The sequence below is a fragment of the Roseateles sp. GW821-FHT02E12 genome (genome assembly GCF_059421665.1).
Window position 1 is genome coordinate 301,614 of sequence record NZ_JBWKVK010000005.1, and the last position, 22,776, is coordinate 324,389.

The 22,776-nt window shown below is 67.5% G+C and carries 14 protein-coding genes; 2 read left to right on the top strand and 12 right to left on the bottom strand.

The window, feature by feature from the left end:
• The first annotated feature begins 212 nt into the window (after window positions 1-212).
• Window positions 213-3,128 carry a P-loop NTPase family protein gene (locus tag AC07V5_RS28625; RefSeq protein ID WP_495119011.1) on the top strand — a complete coding sequence of 972 codons (2,916 nt, stop codon included), beginning with the start codon at window positions 213-215 and terminating at the stop codon, window positions 3,126-3,128.
• A 250-nt stretch (window positions 3,129-3,378) separates the two neighbouring features.
• On the opposite strand, the gene fusA is transcribed toward AC07V5_RS28625, so the two are convergent.
• The 9 genes from fusA to AC07V5_RS28670 all read right to left on the bottom strand — a co-directional run bounded on the left by fusA (window position 3,379) and on the right by AC07V5_RS28670 (window position 16,555).
• Window positions 3,379-5,397 (bottom strand): elongation factor G, encoded by a 2,019-nt coding sequence (gene fusA, locus AC07V5_RS28630; RefSeq protein ID WP_495119012.1) that lies wholly within the window; start codon window positions 5,395-5,397, stop codon window positions 3,379-3,381.
• A gap of 362 nt (window positions 5,398-5,759) precedes the next feature.
• On the bottom strand, window positions 5,760-7,304 hold the full coding sequence (locus tag AC07V5_RS28635; protein ID WP_495119013.1) for a tryptophan halogenase family protein: 1,545 nt from the start codon (window positions 7,302-7,304) through the stop codon (window positions 5,760-5,762).
• On the bottom strand, window positions 7,301-8,308 hold the full coding sequence (locus tag AC07V5_RS28640) for a cupin-like domain-containing protein (protein WP_495119014.1): 1,008 nt from the start codon (window positions 8,306-8,308) through the stop codon (window positions 7,301-7,303). Before AC07V5_RS28640 ends, AC07V5_RS28635 begins: the two co-directional genes overlap by 4 nt.
• Before the next feature lie 4 nt (window positions 8,309-8,312).
• Window positions 8,313-9,023: a SapC family protein gene (locus AC07V5_RS28645; protein ID WP_495119015.1), complete on the bottom strand. Its 711-nt coding sequence runs from the start codon at window positions 9,021-9,023 to the stop codon at window positions 8,313-8,315.
• Entirely contained in the window at window positions 9,020-10,552 is a 1,533-nt protein-coding gene (locus tag AC07V5_RS28650) for a tryptophan halogenase family protein (protein WP_495119016.1), read from the bottom strand. The genes AC07V5_RS28645 and AC07V5_RS28650 overlap by 4 nt, the downstream gene beginning before the upstream one ends.
• 186 nt (window positions 10,553-10,738) lie before the next feature.
• On the bottom strand, window positions 10,739-13,762 hold the full coding sequence (locus AC07V5_RS28655; protein ID WP_495119017.1) for a TonB-dependent receptor: 3,024 nt from the start codon (window positions 13,760-13,762) through the stop codon (window positions 10,739-10,741).
• Between the two features lie 519 nt (window positions 13,763-14,281).
• Complete coding sequence (locus AC07V5_RS28660) at window positions 14,282-15,340, bottom strand: LacI family DNA-binding transcriptional regulator (protein WP_495119018.1); 1,059 nt, start codon at window positions 15,338-15,340, stop codon at window positions 14,282-14,284.
• Window positions 15,341-15,401: 61 nt separating this feature from the next.
• Complete coding sequence (locus AC07V5_RS28665) at window positions 15,402-15,782, bottom strand: nuclear transport factor 2 family protein (protein WP_495119019.1); 381 nt, start codon at window positions 15,780-15,782, stop codon at window positions 15,402-15,404.
• 11 nt (window positions 15,783-15,793) lie between these two features.
• A complete protein-coding gene (locus AC07V5_RS28670) occupies window positions 15,794-16,555 on the bottom strand; it encodes an SDR family NAD(P)-dependent oxidoreductase (protein ID WP_495119020.1) in 762 nt (253 codons plus the stop codon).
• Window positions 16,556-16,663: 108 nt separating this feature from the next.
• Here AC07V5_RS28670 and AC07V5_RS28675 point away from each other — a divergent pair, with 108 nt between their 5' ends.
• A complete protein-coding gene (locus AC07V5_RS28675; RefSeq protein ID WP_495119021.1) occupies window positions 16,664-17,581 on the top strand; it encodes a LysR family transcriptional regulator in 918 nt (305 codons plus the stop codon).
• Window positions 17,582-17,634: 53 nt separating this feature from the next.
• Here AC07V5_RS28675 and AC07V5_RS28680 read toward each other — a convergent pair whose 3' ends face one another.
• The 3 genes from AC07V5_RS28680 to AC07V5_RS28690 all read right to left on the bottom strand — a co-directional run bounded on the left by AC07V5_RS28680 (window position 17,635) and on the right by AC07V5_RS28690 (window position 22,682).
• The gene (locus AC07V5_RS28680) at window positions 17,635-19,119 is read right to left on the bottom strand and encodes a carbohydrate-binding protein (RefSeq protein ID WP_495119350.1); all 1,485 of its coding nucleotides are present in this window, start codon (window positions 19,117-19,119) and stop codon (window positions 17,635-17,637) included.
• A gap of 138 nt (window positions 19,120-19,257) precedes the next feature.
• Window positions 19,258-20,832, bottom strand: a complete 1,575-nt coding sequence (locus AC07V5_RS28685; RefSeq protein WP_495119022.1) for a chitinase — start codon at window positions 20,830-20,832, stop codon at window positions 19,258-19,260.
• Between the two features lie 77 nt (window positions 20,833-20,909).
• Window positions 20,910-22,682 carry a glycosyl hydrolase family 18 protein gene (locus tag AC07V5_RS28690; RefSeq protein ID WP_495119023.1) on the bottom strand — a complete coding sequence of 591 codons (1,773 nt, stop codon included), beginning with the start codon at window positions 22,680-22,682 and terminating at the stop codon, window positions 20,910-20,912.
• Between the last annotated feature and the right edge of the window lie 94 nt (window positions 22,683-22,776).

Below are 22,776 nucleotides of genomic sequence, written 5' to 3' on the forward strand. Positions count from 1 at the left end.
GGCCTGCTCACCGCCGCGCGCATCCGTACTCTTGACTACGGCCGCAGCAGCGAAGAACTCGCCGCGGCCGAAGCAGCGCTGAAATAATCTGGGCCGTGGCGGCCTGCCGCTGAGAATGGATCGTCTGAAGCTTCGCGAAGTCTTCGCGGCAGGTTTTGCAGGGGGAAGCGGCAGCAGGCTGCCGCAGTCGAGGATCAGGCCAAGACCACAACATGCCCGGCAAACCAGATGGCGTATTCATCTCGTGCGTCTCCGACGAGTTCGAGAAGGACGGTTCACCGTTTCCCGGCCTGCGAGGGCAGTTGCGTGGCTACCTCGCGCGCACCCGAATCAACGTGCGGGTGCAGGAAGACTTCCCGCAAGCGGCTGTGGATACGGTCAAGAAGCTGGCCGACGAGATCCGCCCGCGAGCTGTTGTCATTCACCTGGTCGGCGAGAAGCCCGGCGCCATTGCCGCCCCCGCTGCAGTCGAGGAGTACCTGAAGGCCGAGCCCGAATTCCTCGCCAACCATCCCGAACTGCGGGCCGCCCTCGGCGACTTCTCCGGTATCAGCTACACGCAATGGGAAGCCTTCATCGCCCTGCATCACGGCATTCCGCTGCTCGTCTATGACACCGACAAAGCATCCGCACAACAAATGCACCTCTACCGGCTGAAGCTCGGTCGACGGCACGCCGCGAGGATTGAGAGCGGCACCGACTTGCTCGGGCAACTCATTGGTGACTTGCACGACATCCTGCCGGTCGTCCCCCAATTCACTCGCAAGATCTCCGGCACGCAGTTGGCAAAGCACGCTCCCAAGGTGCTGTTTGGTCGCGAGACGGAGTTGGCGGCGCTCGACGCGGCCTGGGCGAACGGGACGCTGAACATCTACACCCTGGTGGCCTGGGGTGGGGCGGGCAAGACCTCGCTGGTCTTCCACTGGGTACAGACCCGCTTGGCGGCCAAAGGCTGGCCCGGCGTCGAGCGGTATTTCGACTGGAGCTTCTACAGCCAGGGGAGCGACGAAAGCCGACAGACCTCCGCCGACCTGTTCATCGCCAAAGCCCTCGAATTCTTCGGGGACCCCGATCCGACCAAGGGCGGGCCACATGAACGGGGCGAGCGGCTGGCGGGGCTGATTCGCCAGCACCGCACGCTGCTGATCCTCGACGGGATCGAGCCGCTGCAATACCCGCCAAACGACCCGCAGGCCGGGCGGCTGAAAGACCCCGCGCTCGAAGCGCTGCTGCGCGAGCTCGCCGCCGACAACCCCGGCCTGGTCGTCATCACCACGCGCGAACACCTGACGAACGTCGAGGCATACGCCACCACTGAGGAGCAGAGGCTCGACAAGCTGGCCAAGGAAGCTGCCGTATCCCTGCTGCGGCACCTTCAGATCGTCGGCACCGACGAGGAGTTGCACGCCGCGTGGCAAGACGCCGGCGGCCACGCACTCACGCTTAGCCTACTGGGGCGCTTCATCGCCGACGCCTATGAAGACCGCGACATCCACCACTACCGCGAGGTGAAGTTCGAAGCCGTGGACCGGGAGCACCAGGGGCGCTCGGCGTTCAGAGTGATGGCCGCCTACGAGCACTGGCTGTGCAGCGGCGGGCCGGAGCGCCAGCGCGAACTTGCCGTGCTGCGGCTGACCGGCCTGTTCGACCGGCCGATGTTGAAGACTTGCCTGCAAGCCCTGCGGGCAGAGCCGGCGATTGCGGGGCTGACCGACGCGCTGGTAAAGCTGACACCGCAGCAGTGGAACATCGCGGTGAAACGGCTGAGCGAGGTGGAACTGCTCTCCGTCTCGCCCGACGCGATCGACGCCCACCCGCTGATCCGCGAGTACTTCGCGGCGCAGTTGAAGCGGGAGCAGCCCGAGGCGTTCCAGGCGGCCCACTCACGGTTGTTCGACTACTTGTGCGAGAACACGCCGCACCGCCCGGACGGCATCGACAGATTGGCCCCGCTCTACGAAGCCGTCACTCACGGCTGCCTCGCCGGGCGACAGCAGGAGGCGCGCAAGAACGTCTACATCGACCGCATCCTCCGCGGCACGGGAAACGACGGTTTCTACAGCACGAGAAAACTCGGGGCCATCGGGGCCGACCTTGCGGCGGTGGCGGCCTTCTTCGACGAGCCGTGGAGCCAAGTGTCGCCGAACCTGACCGTAGCCGATCAGGCTTGGCTGCTGAACGCGGCCGCCTACCGCCTACGCGCTCTCGGCCGCTTGACCGAAGCGCTGCAGCCGATGCGTGCGACGCTGAAAATCAACGTGGCGAACGAGGTATGGGAGAACGCGGCAGTGGGTGCCAGCAATCTGAGCGAGTTGGAGGTGACGCTGGGCCAGTTGCCGGACGCCGTGGCCGACGCCCGTCAATCGGTCACCCATGCCGACCGGAGCGGTGATGCGTTCCAGCGAATTGGCAAACGCACCACGGCGGCGGATGCCCTGCACCAGTCCGGCCGGCGGGCCGAAGCAGGCGCGCGCTTCGCCGAGGCCGAATGTCTGCAGCAGGAATGGCAGCCGCGGTTCGACCTGCTCTATTCGCTGCAAGGCTTCCGCTACGGCGATTGGCTGCTCGCCCCCGCCGAGCAGGCCGCGTGGCAGTGCTTGCTCGATCAGCCCCTCTCAATTTCCAAATCTCAAGTCTCAGATGGCCTTGCCGAGGTCGAACGCCGTGGAAACAAGATGTTCGAATGGCGATTGCCTGTGGACCCGCTCCTCGACATCGCCCTCGATCACCTGACGCTCGCCCGCGTCGGGCTGATCCGGGCGATGCTGGACGCCGATCCCACGAAGCCGCAGCCGACGCTCGACCTGCCGCACGTCGCCGCCGCCGTCAACGGCCTCCGCGCCGCAGGGCAAATGGATTACCTTCCCCGAGGCCTGCTCACCGCTGCGCTCTATCACTACGTCCGCGGCCAGCCTACCCTCGCGCAGAAGTACCTAGCCGAAGCCCAGCAAATCGCCGAGCGTGGCCCGATGCCCCTCTTTCTTGCCGACATCCACCTGACGCGCGCCCGCCTCTTCAGCGACCGCGAGGCCCTCAGCCAAGCCGCCACGCTCATTCGCAACCTCGGCTACGGCCGCCGCAGCGAAGAACTCGCCGCCGCCGAAATCGCCTTGGCCTCACCCGGATGACTCACGCCCTCCCGACGACCGGCGCAGCGCGTTGTGGCTGGCGACGAAAGCGCCCGAGAGATGACGATGTCCGCAGTACCTCTGCAACCCGTCCTTCAACGCTTCCCGGTTCGGCCAGACCGACGAATGCTGGTTGCCAGTGAGCGTGACTTCGGCTGTCGGGGGCCAAGGACTGCAACCGCTGCAATGCGGCCAGCCAAGAAAAAGCGGGGCGGTTGACCATTTCTGGCCAACACACCCCGCTCTCTACTCAAGCCGCCAAGGCCGCCCGCGCCGGCACTTCGGCGTAGTGGCCCAGCTGCATCGTGAACTGCGCGCGACCGGAACTGATCGCCCGCAGATGCCCGATGTAGCCAAACATCTGCTCCAGCGGCACGTGCGCCGTCACGACGACCGCGTTGCCGCGTGCGTCCTGGCCCTGCACATGGCCGCGCCGGCGCAGCAGGTCGCCGATGACGTCGCCCAGGTAGTCGGCCGGCGTGATGACCTCGACGGCCATCACCGGCTCCAGCACCACGGGCGCCGCCTTCAGCACCGCCTCACGCAGCGCGGTCGCTGCCGCCAGCTCGAAAGCCAGCGCCGACGAATCGCGCACGTGATGGCTGCCATCCACCAGCACCGCCTCGAAATCCACCAGCGGATAGCCTGCAAACGGCCCGGCCTGCGCGGCCTTGCGGATGCCTGCCTCGATCGCCGGGATGAACTCGCGCGGAATCGCGCCACCCACCACGGTGTTCTCGAAGCGGATGCCCGTGCCACGCGGCAACGGCGCCACGCGCAGCGTCAGCTCGGCAAACTGGCCCGGGCCGCCGCTTTGCTTGCGGTGCAGATGGCGCACCTCGGCCACCGCCGCGATGGTCTCGCGGTAGGCAACCTGAGGGCGACCGGTGGCTACGTCCACGCCGAAGCGCGAGCGCAGTTTCTCCACCGCCACTTCCAGCTGCAGTTCGCCCATGCCGGACAACAGCGTCTGGCCCGAATCGGCGTCCTGGCGCAGGCGCAAGGACGGGTCTTCGCGCACGAGCACGCTCAGGCCCTTGGACAACGCCGCAGCGTCGGTCTGCTTGCGCGGCTCGATGGCGACATCGATGACGGCCTCGGGCACGACGATGCTTTCCAGCACCGCCGCGTCCTTGGCAGACGCCAGCGTGTGGCCGGTCAGAACCTCCTTCAGGCCCACGACGCCCGCGATGTCGCCCGCGACGAGTTCGTCGCGCTCGACGCGCCGGTCCGCATGGATCTCGTACAGGCGTGACACGCGCTCGGCCTTGCCGGTGCTGGCATTGAACACCGTGTCGCCGCGCTTGAGCTTGCCGCTGTAGACACGCACGAACACCATCGCGCCGTGGTCGTCGGCGGTCAGCTTGAAGGCGAGGGCAGACAGCGGGCCTTCGGTCGTCGCAGCGCTGGGGCCTTCACCTGGACTGGGCAGATAGGCCACGACGGCATCCAGCAGCGGCTCGACGCCGCGATTGCGGAAGGCGGAGCCGGCCAACACGGGCACGAAGGCGCCCGCGATGGTGCCGCGGCGCAGGGCCGCACGCAGCGCGTCCAGGGGCAGCTCGGCGCCGCGCAGCCAGGCGTCCAGCAGCGCGTCGTCCTGCTCGGCAGCCGCTTCCAACAGGCGTGCACGGGCAGCCTCGGCGGCGGGCAGCAGCTCAGGCGGGATGGTGTCCACACGCGGTGGTGCCGAGGCGTCGTCGCGGTCCCAGACCAGGGCCTGCATCGTCAGCAGGTCCACCACGCCGCGGAAGTCGCCTTCCGCGCCGATGGGCAGTTGCAGCGGCAGCGCGCGCACGCCCAGGCGTTCCTGCAGGGACGCAACCACGCGCTGGAAGTCCGCGCCTACGCGGTCCAGCTTGTTGACGAAGGCCAGGCGCGGCACGCGGTACTCGTCCGCGAGGCGCCAGTTGGTCTCGGTCTGGGGTTCGACGCCGGCCACGCCGTCGAAGACGACGACGGCACCGTCCAGCACGCGCAGGGAGCGGCGCACCTCGATGTTGAAGTCGATGTGTCCGGGCGTGTCGATCAGGTTGATCTGCGTGCCGTTCCAGTGAACGGTCGTGGCCGCGCTGTGGATGGTGATGCCGCGGGCGCGCTCCTGCGGGTCGAAGTCCATCGTCGTGTTGCCGTCATTGACGTCGCCGATGCGATGGTTTTCGCCCGTGTAGAACAGGATGCGTTCGGTGGTGGTGGTCTTGCCGGCGTCGACGTGGGCGATGACACCGATGTTGCGCAGCTTGCGGAGGTTGTTCGAATTCGAGTTCATGGTGGATTCCTGATGCGGTGACTGTTGCCAGCCCCCGGTGGAACCACCTGGCAGGGCTAGCGCAAAGGCAGGACGCCGAAGCGCACGAGCGACGAGCAGGGCTCAGCCGCGCTCCGGCGCTCGGGAATCGTGGCGATCAGCTTGTCGAAGGTGCGCATGCGCATGGCTTGAGTCCTAGGTCAGAAAAAACAAAACCCCGGGAGGTGCGAGCCTGCCGGGGTTGGGTTGACCGGAAGGCGTGGCGCCTTCCGAACACGGTCGAAGGGCGCTCAGGTGTTGAGGCGGGCTTGGATCGTGTGGTTGAGCTTCATGATGGGAGCGATTGTGGGGCTGGTCGAAATGTCGGGCGTTGCGTAGGGATTTCAAGCCCGCAGCGGTGTGGCCGCCAGCTGGGCCGTCGTCGCGTTGCGGTAGGGCGCGCAAAGCTGCTCGACGTAGGCCTGGTGCTGCGGCAGCCCGGCCACGGTGCGCGAAACCTTGAGGTGGATGTCGCCGAGGAAGTTGCTCAGCTCGTCCTTGCCCATCAGGTCGGCCACCGGGTGGTAGCGCTCGGGCGTGATGCCCTGGCCCATCATGACCTGGATCCAGGAGTTCTCGGCGAACAGCTCGTCGCTGGTGCGGAAGACGCGGCCGGTCTCGCGGAAGAGGTCGATGCGGTGGCGCAGCGTGGCGGGCAGGTCCATCTCGCGCACATGCTTCCAGAGCTTGGAGTCGGTGCGCTCGTTGACGGTGTAGTGCAGCACGATGAAGTCGCGGATGTGCTCCAGCTCGCGTTTGGACTGCAGGTTGAACTCGTCGACGTCGGACTGCTGGATGCCGCCCTGCGGGAAGGTCTGCATCAGGCGGATGGCGGCGCGCTGGATGAGGTGGATGCTGGTGGACTCCAGCGGCTCGACGAAGCCGCTGGCCAGGCCCACAGCAATGCAGTTGCGATGCCAGACCTTGTCGCGCTGGCCGGGCAGGAACTTGAGCACGCGCGGCTGGATCAGCAGCTCGCCCTCGACGTTCTTCTTCAGCACCTCGGGCGCGTCGGCGTCGCTGAGCTCCTTGCTGCTGTAGACCAGGCCGTTGCCGACGCGGTTCTGCAGCGGGATGCGCCATTGCCAGCCGAAGGGGTGGCAGATGGAGCGGGTGTAGGGCCAGGCCTCGCGCACCGAGGCGGTCTGCACTGCCACGGCGCGATCGCACGGCAGCCAGTAGGACCAATCCTCGTAGCCCACGCCCAGGGTCTCGCCGATCAGCATGGAGCGAAAGCCCGTGCAGTCGATGAAGAGGTCGCCGTCGATGCGCGAGCCGTCCTGCATCACCAGCGCGGTGATGTCGCCGTCCTTGCCTTCGGGGCCGTCCTGCAGCACCGCGGCGATCTTGCCCTCGATGCGCTGCACGCCGTAGCCCTCGCTCATCGCGCGCAGGTATTTGGCGTAGCGGCCGGCGTCCATGTGGTACGCGTAGTTCAGGCCATTGCGCGGCAGATGGGCGAAGCGGTTGGCGTAGGCGGCGACCGTTTCGGGGTTGTAGTCGGTGTAGGTCTTGGACAGGCCTTCGGCGCGGCCCTTGAGCCAGAAGTGCTGGAAGCCGGCGCTCCAGTGGTCGGTGCCCGTCGAGCCGAAGGAGTGGAAGTAGTCCTGGCCGATGTCCTTCCAGCCCTCGAAGGCGATGCCGAGCTTGAAGGTGGCATTGGTCGCGGCCATGAACTCGGCCTCGTTGATGCCGAGCAGGTTGTGATACGTGTGCAGCGCGGGAATGGTGGCCTCGCCGACGCCGACGGTGCCGATCTCCTCGGACTCGACGAGCTTGATGTCGAGCTGCTTGCCGAGCAGCTTGCCCATCAGGGCGGCCATCATCCAGCCAGCGGTGCCGCCGCCGGCGATGACAACGCGACGGAAGGAGGTCTTGGTCGTGTTCATCGTTTCAGTTGGGTCAGGAGTTGCGCGCGAGCCTGGCGCGAAAGGGTGTCGTCGATGGGGCCGAGCAGGCCGCGGGCGGCCTCGGGAATGTGAGCCCAGGTGGACTCATCGGCGTCGAAGACGAAATGCTGGAAGTGGTGCTGCCAGACGCGACGCTCCTTCTCGGGGAGGTCGCGCAGCGTCATCAGCGCCAGGTGCAGGGTGCTCAGCGGCGAGTCGACGTAGTCGGGCGTCTGGCGCCACCAGGCGTTGATGAGGAGGTTGACGGGCGCCAGCCCCTCGATGTGGTGGAACCACATGCTGGGGATGAAGATGGCGTCACCGGGTTCGAGCTCGGCCACCTCGCCGGCGTCCAGCGCACGGGCGAAGCGCGGGAAGCGCTCGAAGTCGGGCTTCTCGAAGTCCACCAGGCTGACGGGTTGGCCGGCGGGCGTCGGGTCCAGCGGGCCCATGTAGAGGTTGCCGATCTGCTCGGGCGGGAAGACCGTGAAGCGACGCCGGCCGGCGGCGACAACGGCGAGGTTGTCCGGCAGGTCGTAATGGGCGGCGATGCGGGTGCGATTGCCCAGCCACAGGCTGACGAGAGCGTCGCGCTGGCCCAGGCCCATCACGTTGGCGTCGAGGAAGCTGGGCAGGATGGCCTCGACGGTGGTCGAGCCGACGTAGAGGGCGGGCGGCTCGGGCGTCTCGGCCAGGCCGAGCAGGCCGGTGAGCACCTGGTCCAGCGTGGCGGCATAGCGGCTGAAGTTGAAGCCCGTCAGCGTCTCGTCGGCGTAGAAGACCCGGCCGCGGGCCTCGGGCGCCAGCTGGAAGAGGCCGATGCGCACACCGTTGTACAGGCCCATCAGATAGCGGGCCAGGGCCTCGTCGGACTGGCGCGCCGCCTGCACCACCGGCCAGTGCGCGAAGCCGCCGCGCACGACGTAGGGCCGGTCGCCGGTCAGCAGCTCGGCGGGCAGGTTGTCCGGGTCGAACGGCCCGTTCCAGGCGGGTACTGCTCGCATGGGTCTACAGGCGGCTTTGTCGCTCGACGAGGCCTTGCAGTTGCTGCAGCGAGGCGATCTGCATGTACATGGGCAGCAGATGGCCTTCGCGCGCCAGGGCCTCCAGCGCGTCGCCGTGCAGGGCGGCCAGGCGCTCCTCGTGGATGGTGAAGAGGCCTGACAGGCGGCCCGGCTCGCCGCTCGTCGATTCGATGTCGATGACGAAGGGCTCCAGCAGTTGGTGGCGGGTCAGCGCCTCGATGAAGACCGGCAGGTGCTGGGCCTGGGCGTGCAGGTGTTCCATCAGCTGCACGACATGGTCGAGGTATTCGCTGAAGCCGCCGTGGGGCATGAAGATGGCAGTGCCGACCTCGCCCTCCTCGGGCCGCACGATGCGCGGGCTGTCCATGTCGATGTGCAGCTGCAGGGAGTCGTCGGGGGCGCGGCCGATCATGAAGGGATCGCGCTGCAGGGCCATGGGCACGACCGGGGCGTCCCAGCGGCCATCTTTCAGGAAGAGGTTCTGGCCCTCCTCCAGGCCGAACAGGGCGACGGGCTGGAAGCCGGCGTCGCCGTCGACCAACTGGAAGACGATAGGGAAATGGGCCTGCAACTGGCGGAACTCGGCCGGCAGGGCCAGGGCCGATTGGCGGGCGTCGCCCAGGGCGGCGGAGCGCTCGGTGCGGACGCGCAGATGGCGGTGGTTGACGTTGTCGAGCAGGGTGGGGCGGGTCATGTCTCGGCGTTTCTGATGTGGTCGATCAGGCTGCGGTGGCCGGGCAGGCCGGGCACGAGGCGGCGAGCCTGGCGGGCGGCTTCGTCGAAGGCGGCCTGGGCTGCCTGTAGTTTGGTGGTGGACAGGGGCTGGGTGTCAGGGCGGAAACCCATGCCGTAGAGCACGTACTGGTAGCTGGCCGAGGGGAAGACCTCGTCGATGCGGCCGAAGTCGTGGCGGGCCGGCGCGCGCAAGCGCCACATGGGCAGCAGCTCGCGCAGATGCTCGGGCCAGCTGGCCGGGTCGCGGTGGGCGCGCCAGTAGTCGCTGTCGTCGCGCTGGCTGAGCGCGTAATGCAGCTTCAGGAAGTCGATGACGCGGGCCCAGCGGTAGCTGAAGTCGTCGTTGAAGCGGCGCGCCACGGCGTTCATGGAGGCGCGCGTCATCGGCAGCTCGTCGCACAGCCGCTGGGCGGACAACTCCACGAGTGCCAGGGCCGAAGCCTCCAGCGGCTCGATGAAGCCGGCGGACAGGCCGATGGCGACGCAGTTGCGTACCCAGAACTGCTGGCGGTAGCCGGGGTCGAAACGGATGGAGCGCGGCGTGGTGCGATCGGGCGGCGCGCCGGTGGCGTCGAGATAACTCTGCAGGGCCGCATGGGCCTCGTCGTCGCTGGCGTGGGCCCGCGAGTAGACGCAGCCAACACCGCGCCGTGAGGGCAGGCCGATGTCCCAGATCCAACCCTTGGCCCAGGCGGTGGCGATGGTGACCGAGGCCAGCGGCGCGTCGGCCAGGGCATAGGGCACTTGCACGGGCAGGGCGGCGTCGTTGAAGAGCACGTCGCGCTCGCTCTTCAGCGGCACGCCGAAATGCTGGCCGATGAGGCGGGAGGTGAGGCCGGAGCAGTCGATGAAGAGGTCGGCCTTCAGTTCGCCGTGCTCGCGGGTCTGCAGGGCGGCAATGTCGCCGTTCTCATGCGACACGACGGCGTCGACATGGTCGATGACGTGGTGCACGCCCAGCTTGGCGACCGCATGCTCGCGCAGCAGCTGGCCGAAGAGGCCGGCGTCGAAGTGATAGGCGTAGTTGGCGACGGCCGCGAAATCGGGCGTCTGCACCTGCTTGGGCGCGCGGCCGGCTTCGCAGACCTGCACGGAGGGGCTGACGACGTCGGCAAACGGCCTCGTGCCCTGAGCGGCCAGCCAGGGCTGCACCAGGTCCACGTCGCCATAGCCGACGGGCAGCATGAAGGGGTGGTAGTAGCGGTCGCCTTCGGCGCCCGGCGCACCGCGGGCCCAGCCGTCGAAGCGCGAGCCCTGCTTGAATGAAACCTGGCAGCGGCGGATGAACTCGGGCTCGGACAGACCGATGCGGCGCAGCGTGTCGCGCATGGACGGCCAGGTGCCCTCGCCGACGCCGATGGTCGGCACGTCGCTGGATTCGATCAGCGTGATCTTCAGCTCGCCATGTTCAGCGGCCAGCAGGCCGGCCACCAGCCACCCCGCCGAGCCGCCTCCCAGCACCACCACTTCCCGCAGTCTTTCGTTCAAGATCTGGTCCCCAGAAGTAAAAAGGGCCGCTCGCGCGGCCTCGCCAAACGGCGAACAAGGGCGGTACCCCAGAGCGCGAGCACCGCCGAACCAGACTTTGCCTCACAAGGAAGAGCCGGTGTGTCCCGACTTTCCTTGACCCCCTGGGAGGGCGGGCCGGCGGGGAGCCGGCCCTGAGGCGTTCGTTCAGAACTTGTAGCGTGCGCCGATCATGATGCGACGGCCCAGCTGGGTGACGGCACCCATCTGGTTCTCGTTGCGCAGATGCGTGCGGGTGTACTCGTCCGTCAGGTTGATGGCTTCGAACTGGAAGCGCAGTTGCGGGGTGAAGTTGTAGCCCAGGCTCACGTCCAGTTGGCCGAAGGGTTCAACGTACAGCGGCTGTGCACCTTCCACGCCTCCGTAGTTGGCCGCGAGGAACTTGCCGCGCCAGTTGTAGGCCAGGCGAGCCGTGTAGGTTTCGTTCTCGTAGAAACCCACCAGGTTGCCGGAGTCACCCAGGCCGACCAGCACGTCGGTCTGCGCGCCCCGCTTGTTGTTGTCGTAGCTCAGGTTGGACTTCACCTTCGTGAAGTTGGCCGACACGCCGAAGCCGCTGTTGCCGAAGATGTGCTGGGCGTTCAGCTCGATACCGTTGAGCTTGCTGGTGCGGGTGTTGTTGACGTAAGTGCCCAGATTGAACATCAGCAACGGGTCGTTGGGCTGGGCGGTGATGGTGCCGAGGGAGGTGCCGGGCGCGCCGGGGCTGACGCCAGGCGCAGTCGGGAAGTTCGCGAAGATGTACTTGCGAATGCAGTCGGAATCGGCACCGCAGCCACCAGCCGTCTGGGCCTGCTTGTACATCGCGCTACCGATCGGCGTGTGCAGGCCGAACAGGTTGGTGTTGGTGATGATGGCTTCGTTGTAGTCCTTGAGGGACTTGCGGAAGTAGCTCGCCGCGACGTAGCTGCTCTTGGCGTAGTAGTGCTCGGCCGAGAAGTCGATGTTGCTCGACTTCAGTGGCCTCAGGTCCGGGTTGCCCACCGAGCCCGAGCCGCCGTCGACGCGAGCCAGAGGGTCCAGTCGCTGCCCGCCCTGGATGGCGTTCCAGCCCGGGCGGCCGATGGTCTGGCCATAGCTGACGCGCAGCTTGGTGTCAGAGGTCACATCGGCGCTGAGGTCGATGGACGGCAGGAAGTAGTCGTACTTGCCTTGGCGCGACGCGGAACGTGTGCCACTGAAGGTGATAGGCACCTCGTTGTTGGCAACCCAGGCCACGGACACCGGGATCTTTTCCGTCGACGGCGAGCCCACCTTGGTGCGCTCGTAGCGGGCGCCGATGGCTGCCTCCATCGGCACACCCCAGTCCCAGGCCAGGTTGTACTGGCCGAACGCGGCCTGCGACTTTTCCGTCGTGCGGTAGTCGTCCTGCCAGTCGAACGAGGCCTTGAGCAGGGCGTCGGAGCCCAGGCTCTTGATGGCCGCCGCGCGCAGTTCTTCGAAGTTGAAATAGAAGAACTGGTTGAACAGGCGCGGGTCGTTGGAGCCCGGGATGCGGCTGAAGTACTTGCTGATGGAGTCGGCGTGCCAGATGTCGTCCGGCATGGCGCCGGGGCCACCCGCGGCGCCGCCGCCCCAGGTGTCGCGCTGCACGTTGGCGAAGGCCGAACGGTTCTTGACGTTGGTCAACGTCAGGCCGAAGTCCAGGCTGCTGTCAGCGTCGATCTTCCAATTGCCCTTCGTCTGCAGCTGGTCGACCTGGTTCTTCTGGTAGCTGTTGCCGAACACCGAGCCCTGCAGTTCCTGCTTGGTCGGGTCCAGCGTCGCGCCCTTGATGCCGAGCACCGGGAACTTGTTGCTGAAGTCGACGAAGGTGTCGCCGCGGTTCAGCGACGCGGTGGCCAGCGTCACGCTGGTGCCCAGCGGATCGTTGGCACCCGAGGTGGCGGTGGAGTGGTGGGCGTCGAGCTCAAAGCTCAGCGCGTCGGTGGCCTTCCACTTCAGGTTCAGGCCGATCTGCTGGTTCTTGTTCTTGGTGTTGATGCGCGATGCGCCCATGGCCAAGTCGGAGTTGGTCATGTGCTCGCCGTAGATGATGGGCGAGGAGGGCGAGCCGGTCTGGAATTCGCCGAACTGACCACCGTAGTTGAACCAGGCGGAGATGTCGTTGCGGCGTTGGCGGAACTTCTGCTCCGACATGACGAAGTCCAGCGTGCCGACCAGGTCCTTCACGGGCTTGAACTGCAGCACGAGCTGGCCGTTCATGCGCTCGCGGTGCACGCCGGTGAACGAGTAGTTCAGGTTCTGCGGCACGCTGTAGATGGAGGTCGTGGCCGGACGGTTCTTGATTTCCGTCGCCTGCGAGGCGGGCGGCAGGCCACCCCAGACGGCGTTGGAGCCGCTCCAGTCGTTGTCCTGGATGCCGTTGAACGTCTTCCAGCCGCTGCTGACATTGGCCTGCGAGTAGCCGGAATCGCGCACCTGGTACGTGCCCATCAGCGCAATGCCGAACATGCCGTCGGCGCTCTGCGTGCTGTAGATGCCGCTCAGTTCAGGCGTGGCGCTCTTGCCCTGCTCCTCGCCAGGCAGGCGGCGGGCAGACTGGTCGCTCACCAGCTTCACGCCAACACTGGCGACGGTTTCCTTGATGTCGAAGGGGCGCTGGGTGCGGACGTTGATGGTCGCGCCCATGCCGCCCGTGGGGCTGCTGGCGCGGCTGGTCTTGTAGACCTCCAGCGCTGCCACGCCGTCGGAGGCGAGGTTGGAGAAGTCGAAGGAGCGCGAGCTGGGTGCGCTGCCGTCAAGGCTGGCGCCAGGCATCTGGCGGCCGTTGAGCAGCACCAGGTTGAAGTCGGGGCCCATGCCGCGCACGGTGATGCGGGTGCCTTCGCCGTTGGCACGGTCGATGGACACGCCGGAGATGCGGCTCAGCGATTCAGCGAGGTTGGTGTCGGGGAACTTGCCGATGTCTTCGGCGACGATGCCGTCAACGAGACCGGACGACGAGCGCTTCAGGTTGACCGAGGTTTCCAGCGACTTGCGGATGCCGGTCACGATGACCGTTTCCAGCTGCGTGGTGCTGGCCAGCGCCTGGGGCACCGAGGTGACTGGCGCGGGGCCGGCGACATTGGGGTTGCCCGGGCTTTGGGCCAGCGCGGCGGCGCTGGCAAACAGCAAGCCGCTGGCGGTGGCTACGGTCGTGAGGCGAAGGGCAGGGCGAGGCTGTCTCATTCACTTGTCTCCAGAGTTATGAATCTTGTCGTTTGGTGCTCAATGACGAGCTGAAAGCGCTTTCAAGAATACGCGAATGGCAGCGCTTTCAACCTAGGCAACACCCTCGGTCTGCGGCGCGCGAGCAACGCTTGGCGAGGGGGTTGGCGGGCTACCCCGTACCGACTCAATGTGACCGCTCCCATAGGAGGGCGGCGCTCAAAGACAGCGAGTACTAGGGTAGTTCTGGGTTGAAAAGCAGCGACTTGGCGAAAGCAATGAAAGCGCTTTCAAATAATGATGCGTCGCACCCGGAAGATCAGCCACATGGTTTACCCGAGCGGAACAACAGTCGACGGCCCGACGGTCAGTGGGCCAAGGCGTTGGACTTTGCGTTAGGTATTCGGGCCGAGCGCTGGGCCGTTCCCGAGCCGGCCCGCCATGGCGATGTGCTTGACGGTCAATCCGGCAAGCATCGCCGTCCCCTAGGGGGACCGACTGGGCTGCCCGCGTTCAGCAGGGCAGATCGGGCGAGGGGCTTCAGCGTTGCATGCGACGAGTGCTCTCGCGCACGACAAGCTCAGGAGCGGGCAGTTGTGCCTTGGGCTTGCCGCCACGCAGCATCTCGAGCATGGCCGTCGCGGCCTCGACGCCGATCTCGTAGACCGACTGGCGCACGGTGGTCAGCGGCGGCATGGAGTAGCGCGCCATGATGAGGTCGTCGAAGCCGACCAGCGAGACGTCGTCTGGCACGCGCAGGTTGCGCCGGTGCAGGCCCAGGCAGGCACCGATGGCCATCTGGTCGTTGGACGCGAACAGGGCCGTGAAATGAGCATCGCGCTCCAGCAGCCGCGTGACCGACAGCATGCCGCCGGCCTCGGTGTAGTCGCTCTGCACGATGAGGTTCTGGTCGACAGGGATGCCGGCCGCGGCCAGCGCATCGAAGTAGCCGGCCTGGCGCTCGACGGCGTCGTCGTGCATCAGGTCGCCGGCGATGAAGGCGATGCGGCGGTGGCCCTGGTCGACCAGATGCTGGGTGGCCAGGCGCGCGCCCTGGCGGTTGTCGAAGCTGAAGCTGAAGAGCTGCGGCCCGGCCAGCTGGCGGCCGACGACGACGACGGGCAGGCTGTCGGAAACCTTGGTCAGCTCGGCGTCGGCGATGCGGCCGGCAAGCACGATGACGCCGTCGACGCGGCGCGACAGCAGGGTTTCGATGGCCTTGCGCTCGTCGTCCTCATGCCAGTTGCCGGACACGAACAGGGGTACATAGCCGGCGCGTTCCAGCTCGCGCTCGATACCGAGCAGCGCTTCGCCGTAAAACGGGCTGGAGATGATCTGCGTGACGACGCCGACCGAGAGCGTGCGCCCGCCCGCCAGGCCGCGCGCCACCGGGTTGGGCCGAAAGCCCAGCTCCTGGATGGCAGCCTGCACGGCGTCCTTCTTGAGCTGGCTGACGGCGGCGGTGCCATTCAGGATGCGCGACACCGTGCTGGGCGACACACCCGCCAGTTCCGCCACCTGTTCCAGCGTGACGACGCCGTCCGGGCGGCTTGAAGGCGCTTTCTTGGCGGCGGGTGAAGCAGGTGACTTGGTCGACATGTCAGCAGCGAGAGGCAAGGCCGCGAGTGTAGGCGCGGCTCCACCGCACCGGCAGGGGGCGTCAGTCCTTGCTGAAAGCGCGTGCGGCAGCCGCCGTGTCCAGCGCCTCGCGCAGCAGCCGGATCTTGCCGCCCTCGGCCACCAGGCGCCCGGCGTAGGTCTGCTTGTAGACCTTGCCGGTGTCGGTCACCAGCGCTTCGACGCTGTACTCGCCGAAGGCCTGGTCGGGCGTGTCGATGAAGATCTGCACGTCCTTGAAGCGGAAGTCCGGCACCTTGGCGAGCAGGCCGCGGATCAGCCCTTCGATGGCGGTCGGCCCCTGGGCGCGGGCCTGGACGGTGGGTAGCTCGAGTACACCGTCCTCGGCGAACAGCGCGGCGGCGGTGGCCGGGTCGCGGATGTTGTCGAGATAGCTCTGCAGCAGTTGGGCGGGGGTGTGCATGGTGTGGTCCTTCAGATCTGGGCGATACCGCCATCGACGAACAGGTCGATGCCGGTGATGAAACTGGCGTCGTCAGAAGCCAGGAACACGGCTGCGGCGGCCACGTCGCGCGGCTGGCCGATGCGGCCGATGGGGATCTGGCTGGTCAGGTAGTCCAGCAGGCCTTGCTGCTGGGCGGCGTCAGGCCCGGCCAACTCGGCCAGGCCGGGCGTATGGATGGGGCCGGGCGACAGCGTGTTGACGCGGATGCCGCGGTCCTTCAGGTCCAGCACCCAGCTGCGGGCCAGCGCGCGCACGGCGGCCTTGCTGGCCGAGTAGATGCTGAAGTTGGCCGTGCCCTTGAGCGCGGCGGTCGAGCCCGCCAGGATCACCGACGCGCCGGCGCTCAGCAGCGGCAGCGCCTGCTGCACGGTGAACACGACGCCCTTGACGTTGCGGTCGAAGGTGTCGGCGTAGTGCGCTTCGGTAATGGCGCCTAGCGGCAGCAGGGTGCCGCCGCCGGCGTTGGCGTACAGCACGTCGATGCGGCCGTGGTCGGCCTGCACCCGGGCGTAGAGGCGCTTCAGGTCGGCGAGCTTGGACGAGTCGGCCTGCACGCCGATGGCCTGCGGGCCGATCGCGGCCACGGCCGCGTCCAGTTCGGCCTGGCGCCGGCCGGTGATGTAGACGAGGGCGCCTTCGGCCGCGAAGGCCTGGGCGGTGGCCAGGCCGATGCCGCTGCTGCCGCCGGTGACGACGGCGATCTTGCCGTTGAGCTTGTTGCTGGTTCCCATGTGGGTTCTCCTGGTTGAAAGTTGATGGAGAGAACTATGGGTTGTGCATCGTTGTGAATAAAGAGGCTGATTCGAAGATATGAATTCACCGGCATAGATAATCAGGGCATGGATCAACTGCTTGCCTTGCGCGTTTTCGTGCGCATCGCCGAGGCCGGCTCCTTCTCCAAGGCGGCCGACGCGCTGGGCGTGCCGCGCCCCACGGCCTCCAAGCTGGTCAGCGATCTCGAGCGCCACCTGCAGGTCAAGCTGCTGCAGCGCACGACCCGGCGCGTCAGCGTGACACCGGAGGGGGTGGCCTATTACGAACGCGCGGTGCGCGTGCTGGGCGACCTGGCCGACATGGACGAGAGCGCCGGCAGCGCCCGCGTGCAGCCGCGCGGGCGGCTGCGGGTGGACATCGGCTCCTCGCTGGCCAACCTCATCCTGATCCCCGCGTTGCCGGCCTTCCGCGCCCGCTACCCGGGCATCCAGTTCGACCTCGGCGTCAACGACCGGCCGGTGGACTTGATCGGCGACGGCGTGGACTGCGTGATCCGCGGCGGCGAGCTGGCCGACACCTCGCTGGTGGCCCGGCGCATTGCCAACCTGGACTACGTCACCTGCGCCAGCCCCGCCTACTTGGCCGCGCACGGCGCGCCCATGCAGCCGGCGGACCTGCAGGCGCCGGCGCACACGGTGGCGGGCTATTTCTCGTCACTGAGCGGCAAGGCCTTCCCGCTGCATTTCCAGCGCGGCGAGGAGCAGGTCGTCATCCAGGCGCTCACGGGCGTCGCCGTCAACGAAAGCACGGCGCACCTGAGCGTGTTGCTGGCTGGCCTGGGCGTGGGCCAGACCTTCCGCTTCATGGCCGCGCCCCACCTGGCGAGTGGCACGCTTTGCGCGGTGTTGACGGACTGGACGCGTGAGCGCCACCCGATGCATCTGGTCTACCCGAGCAGCCGACACCTGAATGCCAAGCTGCGGGTGTTTGCCGATTGGGTCACCGAAGTCTTCGCGCCTTTCGACGACCGCCGCGCGGAGTGACCCCATGAAAAACGGCCGCGGGTGCGGCCGTTGGCAACACGCGTTGGCGCGTGTCAGAGCTTGGTGAACTTGATCCAGTTCAGGTTCCAGCCGCCCTGCGCCGCGAACACGCCGACGTTGTAGGTGCCGGCATTGATGTTCACGGTGTGCGAGATGGTCGTCCAGTTCTGCCAGCCGCCGGTGCCGGGCACGCCCAGCTGGCCGAGCTGGATGCTGCCGGCATTGAGGTCCAGCGACAGCGTGCCACCGGCCGCGCCGCTGGCCACGCGGTATTCGACGCGGTAGCTGCCGCTGGTGGGGAAGTTGACGCTGTTGTAGGCCATCCAGTCGCTCGTATCGATCCAGCCCACGTTCTGGCCGCCCTCCGTGCAGGCCTCGAGCTGAACGCCTGCCTGCGCGCTGAAGGCCTCGGCTTCGATCTGGCGCGACCAGCCGGGTGCGACCTTGGAGACGACGACCGAGGTGGCTCGGTCGTTGAAGGCCTGGTCCACGAGGCAGCCGGTGTCACCGGCCCGGGTCACGCTGGCACCGGTGAAGTTGTCGCCGTCGAACAGCTGCACCTGGTAGCCCGCGTTCACGCGCAGCGACGACAGGTCGTTGTCCCGCACGCCGCGGGCCTGCAGTTGCGCCAGCGTGTAGCTGCCTTCAGGCAGGGCGGCCGAATAGCCGGCGTAGTTGCAGTCCTGGTAGACCGTGGCCACGCCGCTGGCGGCGGGGGCGTATACGCGCACATAGTCCACGTACATCTTGGCGGGCAGGGCCGCGGTGTTGACGTTGAAGCCCGGCCAGTTGCCGCCGATGGCGAAGTTCAGCAGCAGGAAGAAGTCTTTCTGGAATTCGTCGGTGCCGTTGACGCCGTTGGCGATGTTGACCTCGTGGTACTTGGTGCCGTCGACATACCAGCGAATGGCGTTGGTGTCCCACTCCACGGCGTAGACGTGCCAGTCGGTCACGCTGGTGGCGATGTTGCCGCCGTACTGGGCGTACTGGCCGTTGTTGTCCTGCCAGTGGATGGTGCCGTAGACCTTGTTCTCGTCGTTGATGTGCTCCATCACGTCGATCTCGCCGGAGGCCGGCCAGCCGACCTGCGGCAGGTTGGCGCCCAGCATCCAGAACGCCGGCCAGGCGCCCAGGAAGGCAGGCAACTTCATGCGCGCCTCGAGACGGCCAAACTTGAAGGTCTTGAGCCCCTGCGTCTTCATGCGCGCCGAGGTGTAGGCCGCGCCGCCGAAGTTCTCGCGCTTGGCGGTGATGACCAGGGCGTTGTTCTCGATGGTGGCGTTCTCGCGCCGGTAGTACTGAAGCTCGTTGTTGCCCCAGCCGCCTGCGCCGGTCTCGAAGACCCAGTTCGGGCCGATGCTGCCGTTGAACTCGTCGCTCCAGACGAGCTGCCACTGGGCGTGGGCGAGGCCGGCGGCTGCCATCAGCAGCCCGGCCAGTGCGGGCCGGATGAGGGATCGAAGCAGATTCATTGAATGTCTCCAACAAGTGGTTGTGGTGCCCGCCGCCTGTGTCGGCGACTTGAAAGCGCTTTCAATCTAGGTGAAGGAAGCCCCTGCGGGCAACACCCCCGTGTGCCGTAACTCAGGGACAGGCTGACCCTGTGTGCGAGTTACCAGGTCGTGGGAAAGCCGCCCGCGGTCGAAAAGCCGCGGGCGGACGTATGGGCTACATCGTCAGGGCAGCGTGTTCAGCGCCGCGCGCACGCCGCGCGAGAACGCCAGGCCATCCTTCTTGTCCCAGTTGATGGACCAGGTCATGACGCCCTTCAGCGTCGGGTAGGCCACCGGCGGCTTGATGGCGCCGCATTGGGTCAGCTTGGTCAGGCAGTTCAGCGCGGCGGTGATGTTCGCCAGGCTGGCCTGCCCGCTGTTGGCCGACGACGGGCCCGAGGGCAGCCCGAAGGCGACCTGGTCCGGCCTGATGCCGCGGAAGACGTAAGGCCCGGTGCCGTTGTTGGTCGTGAAGCCCTCGATCAGCATGCGGCTGGCGGCCACCAGCATGTCGACGCTGCCCTCGGCGAGTCCCTGCGTCGCGTAGGGCGTGTAGACGGCGCCGTTGTTGTAGTACTGGACATGCAGCACCGAGAGCTCGTCGCGTAGGCCGTCGATGATGGGCAGGTAGGCGCCCCAGATGCCGCTGCTGGCCACATAGCCGCCTTGCACGTACGGGTGCTCCGGCGCCATCGACAGATAGAAGCTGCTGCCGATGCGGGCCTTGAGCTGCTTCACCGCGGTGACGAGGTTGGCCACCACCGGCGCGCCGGACGTGACGCCTGCGCCGCTCTCCAGGTCGATGTCGATGCCGTCGAAACCGTACTTGCGCAGGATGGCCTCGACGCTGTTGACGAAGTTCGTCACCTGCGTCGCGTTGTTCAGCGTGACCGTGCCGTTCTGGCCGCCGAAGGACAGCACCACCTTCTTGCCCCGCGAGCGCGCCGCGGCGATGTCGGCGATGAAGCGGGCCTCGCCGCCCGAGCCGGCGTCGAGGTTGAAGACGATGCTGCCGTTGCCGCCGTCATCGGCAAAGGCCACGACGATGACGTCGTAGTCCGCCGGCACGTCACTGATCGGGAAGGTCGCGCCCGACGGGTTGGTGAAGTTGTGCCAGTAGCCGATGAGCTGGTGTTTGCCGGGGGGCGGTGCAGGCGTGGGAGAGGGGGCGGGTGTGGGCGCTGGCGTGGGGGCCGGCGTCGGTGCGGGAGTCGGCGCCGGTGAAGGTGCCGGCGTGGGAGCGGGCGAGGGCGCCGGTGTGCCGCTGACGATGGTCCACGGTTGGCCGGAGCCGGCCGGGCCGTTGCGCGTGGCCGGGTTGTCGCCCTGGGTCCACCAGTTGGCTTTGTAGTTCACGCCCTGGTAGCTCACGACGGCGCCGCCCGAGTAGGCGGTGCTGGCGTTCCAGGTGCCGGCCGGTGCTGGGGCGGGCGAGGGCGCTGGCGTGGGGGCGGGTGTCGGTGCAGGTGTCGGAGCCGGCGTTGGCGCGGGTGTGGGCGCAGGGGCCGGGCCGGAGGCGGCGCCGATGTCGGTCCAGAGCGAAGCGTTGGTCGGGTTCCAGCCGGTGGAGGCGTAGTCGGTCTGGTTGACGGTGGCCTTGTAGATGCGGCCGTTGTAGGTCACGACCGTGCCGGCCGTGTAGTAGGTGTCGGCCTTCCAGGCCGGGTAGGTCTGGGCGAAGGCGGGGTTGGTCAGCAGCAGGGCGCTGGCGAGCAGCCAGGGGCCGGCCGCACGCGGCAAAGGTGGGCGCGAGATCATGGGTATCTCCGAGGTGGGATGGAAAAGGCCGCCGCCCGGCAGGCCGGTGCGGCGGCGATTCAGCTCAGGCGAGCTGCTTACTTCCAGGGCGCGTTCTGCAGCGCCGGGTCGTCGACGAGGTTGAGCAGGCCGGCGGCCTTCTTGCCGATGGAGCCCGGCGAGGCCAGCGCCGCGCTGCCGCAACTGCCGCTCGCCGTCTTCAGGGCCTGCCACAGCATGGCGCCGTCACGCGGGTTCTTGTTGGCCAGCGTGCTGGTCGTCACCGCGTTCAGGTAGCGCTCCACCGAGTAGGGCTGGTTGATGTTGGCGCCGTAGCTGTTCTGCAGGATGACGGAGCCCGTGCACTGCGCGTCGGCGTTGTTGACGACGAGCTGGCCACCGGCCCAGCCCTCAGGGGCCGTCTCGAAGCCGATGGACACGATGGTGCTGGCCGGGAAGAGCTGGCGATACGACTTCCAGGCCGTGACGCCGTCGAAGTGCTCGAAGCGAGCGTCGTAGGTCATGATGTTGACGATGTTGAACGCCGTCTTCAGCGCCGGGTAGGCGTTGACGAGCAGGCGCTCGCCGCCGGCCTTGCCGCCCCAGTAGCTGGTGCCCACGCCGTTGCACTGTGGGTCGCTGCCGGTGGAGGCGGTGCAGTCCGAGCCGGACGACCAGGCGGCCACCGTCAGGATGCGCCCGCCGCCGGCCAGGTCCACGGCCTTGCGCATGGCCTTCACCGCGCCGGCATAAGCGTCGGTCGTGATGCCGTCGACCTCGTAGTCCACGTCCAGGCCGTCGAAGCCCACGTCCTTCATGATGTTGGACAGGGCCGTGATGGTCGGGCCACTGCCGGCATTGCCTTCAGCCGACAGCGTGCCCCAGCTGTTGTACGTCGCGCCCCCCACGGCCAGGATGACCTTGATGTTGCGGGCGTGCAGCACATCGATGGCGGCCTTGATGTCTGACGGCCGGCCGTTGAAGTTGATGCCGGTACCCGACCAGTTGTTGGCCGCCATGCCGCCCCAGGTGAAGTTGGGCTGGGCGAAAGCCGCCACCACATGGGTGTAGTTGGCCGGGATGCGCGCGAAGTTGCTGGCCTGGAAGACCTGGTTCATCGTCTTGCCAGTGGCATCGAACCAGTTGTCGCTCCAGCTCGGGTAGTAGACGGTGTAGGCGCGGCCGTTCTGGTTGGCCGACTTGGCGGCCGGGTCGCTCAGGCCGGGCGCCGGGGCGGGCGAGGGGGCCGGGCTGGGCGAAGGAGAAGGGCTCGGGCTCGGCGAGGGGCTGGGGGACGGGCTCGGGCTCGGGCTCGGGCTCGGGCTGGGCGCCGGGCCGGTCGTGCACGCGCCCTGCGACGTCCACGGCTGGCCGCTGCCGGTCGGGCCGTTGTTGGTGGCGGGGTCGTTGCCCTGCGTCCACCAGTTGGCCTTGTAGTTGGTCGTGCCCTTGCTGGCGATGGCGCCGCCGCTGTAGGCCGTGGCGGCCGCCCAGACGGGCGCGCAAGTGCCGGTGGGTGCAGGCGCGGGGCTGGGGGCCGGTGTCGGGGCGGGCGTGGGCGCTGGGGTCGGCGCCGGTGTGGGGGCGGGCGAGGGCGCCGGGCCGGAGGCCGGGCCGATGTCGGTCCACAGCGAGGCGTTGGTGGGGTTCCAGCCGGTGGAGGCGTAGTCGGTCTGGTTGACGGTGGCCTTGTAGATGCGGCCGTTGTAGGTCACGACCGTGCCGGCCGTGTAGTAGACGTCGGGGGCCCAGGCGGGGTAGGTCTGGGCGAGGGCACTGGTGGCGCTGGCGCCCAGTGCGAAGGCGGTGGCGGTGATGGCGGCAAGGCGGCGCAACTGGTGCGCGGAGATGCCGATGGAGGGCTGCTTCATGAAAGAGGTCCTGTGTGCCAAGTTCTCGTTGAAAGGGAGAGTCCCAACGGGGGCTCTCCGGCGGCTGGCCTGCCTCTCCGTGCAGGCTCTTTGG

Bases quoted from the DNA above. Each gene is read 5' to 3' on its own strand.
- AC07V5_RS28625 (WP_495119011.1), top strand. From the start codon at position 213: ATGCCCGGCAAACCAGATGGCGTATTCATCTCGTGCGTCTCCGACGAG.
- fusA (WP_495119012.1), bottom strand. From the start codon at position 5,397: ATGAACTCGAATTCGAACAACCTCCGCAAGCTGCGCAACATCGGTGTC.
- AC07V5_RS28635 (WP_495119013.1), bottom strand. From the start codon at position 7,304: ATGAACACGACCAAGACCTCCTTCCGTCGCGTTGTCATCGCCGGCGGC.
- AC07V5_RS28640 (WP_495119014.1), bottom strand. From the start codon at position 8,308: ATGCGAGCAGTACCCGCCTGGAACGGGCCGTTCGACCCGGACAACCTG.
- AC07V5_RS28645 (WP_495119015.1), bottom strand. From the start codon at position 9,023: ATGACCCGCCCCACCCTGCTCGACAACGTCAACCACCGCCATCTGCGC.
- AC07V5_RS28655 (WP_495119017.1), bottom strand. From the start codon at position 13,762: ATGAGACAGCCTCGCCCTGCCCTTCGCCTCACGACCGTAGCCACCGCC.
- AC07V5_RS28660 (WP_495119018.1), bottom strand. From the start codon at position 15,340: ATGTCGACCAAGTCACCTGCTTCACCCGCCGCCAAGAAAGCGCCTTCA.
- AC07V5_RS28665 (WP_495119019.1), bottom strand. From the start codon at position 15,782: ATGCACACCCCCGCCCAACTGCTGCAGAGCTATCTCGACAACATCCGC.
- AC07V5_RS28670 (WP_495119020.1), bottom strand. From the start codon at position 16,555: ATGGGAACCAGCAACAAGCTCAACGGCAAGATCGCCGTCGTCACCGGC.
- AC07V5_RS28675 (WP_495119021.1), top strand. From the start codon at position 16,664: ATGGATCAACTGCTTGCCTTGCGCGTTTTCGTGCGCATCGCCGAGGCC.
- AC07V5_RS28685 (WP_495119022.1), bottom strand. From the start codon at position 20,832: ATGATCTCGCGCCCACCTTTGCCGCGTGCGGCCGGCCCCTGGCTGCTC.
- AC07V5_RS28690 (WP_495119023.1), bottom strand. From the start codon at position 22,682: ATGAAGCAGCCCTCCATCGGCATCTCCGCGCACCAGTTGCGCCGCCTT.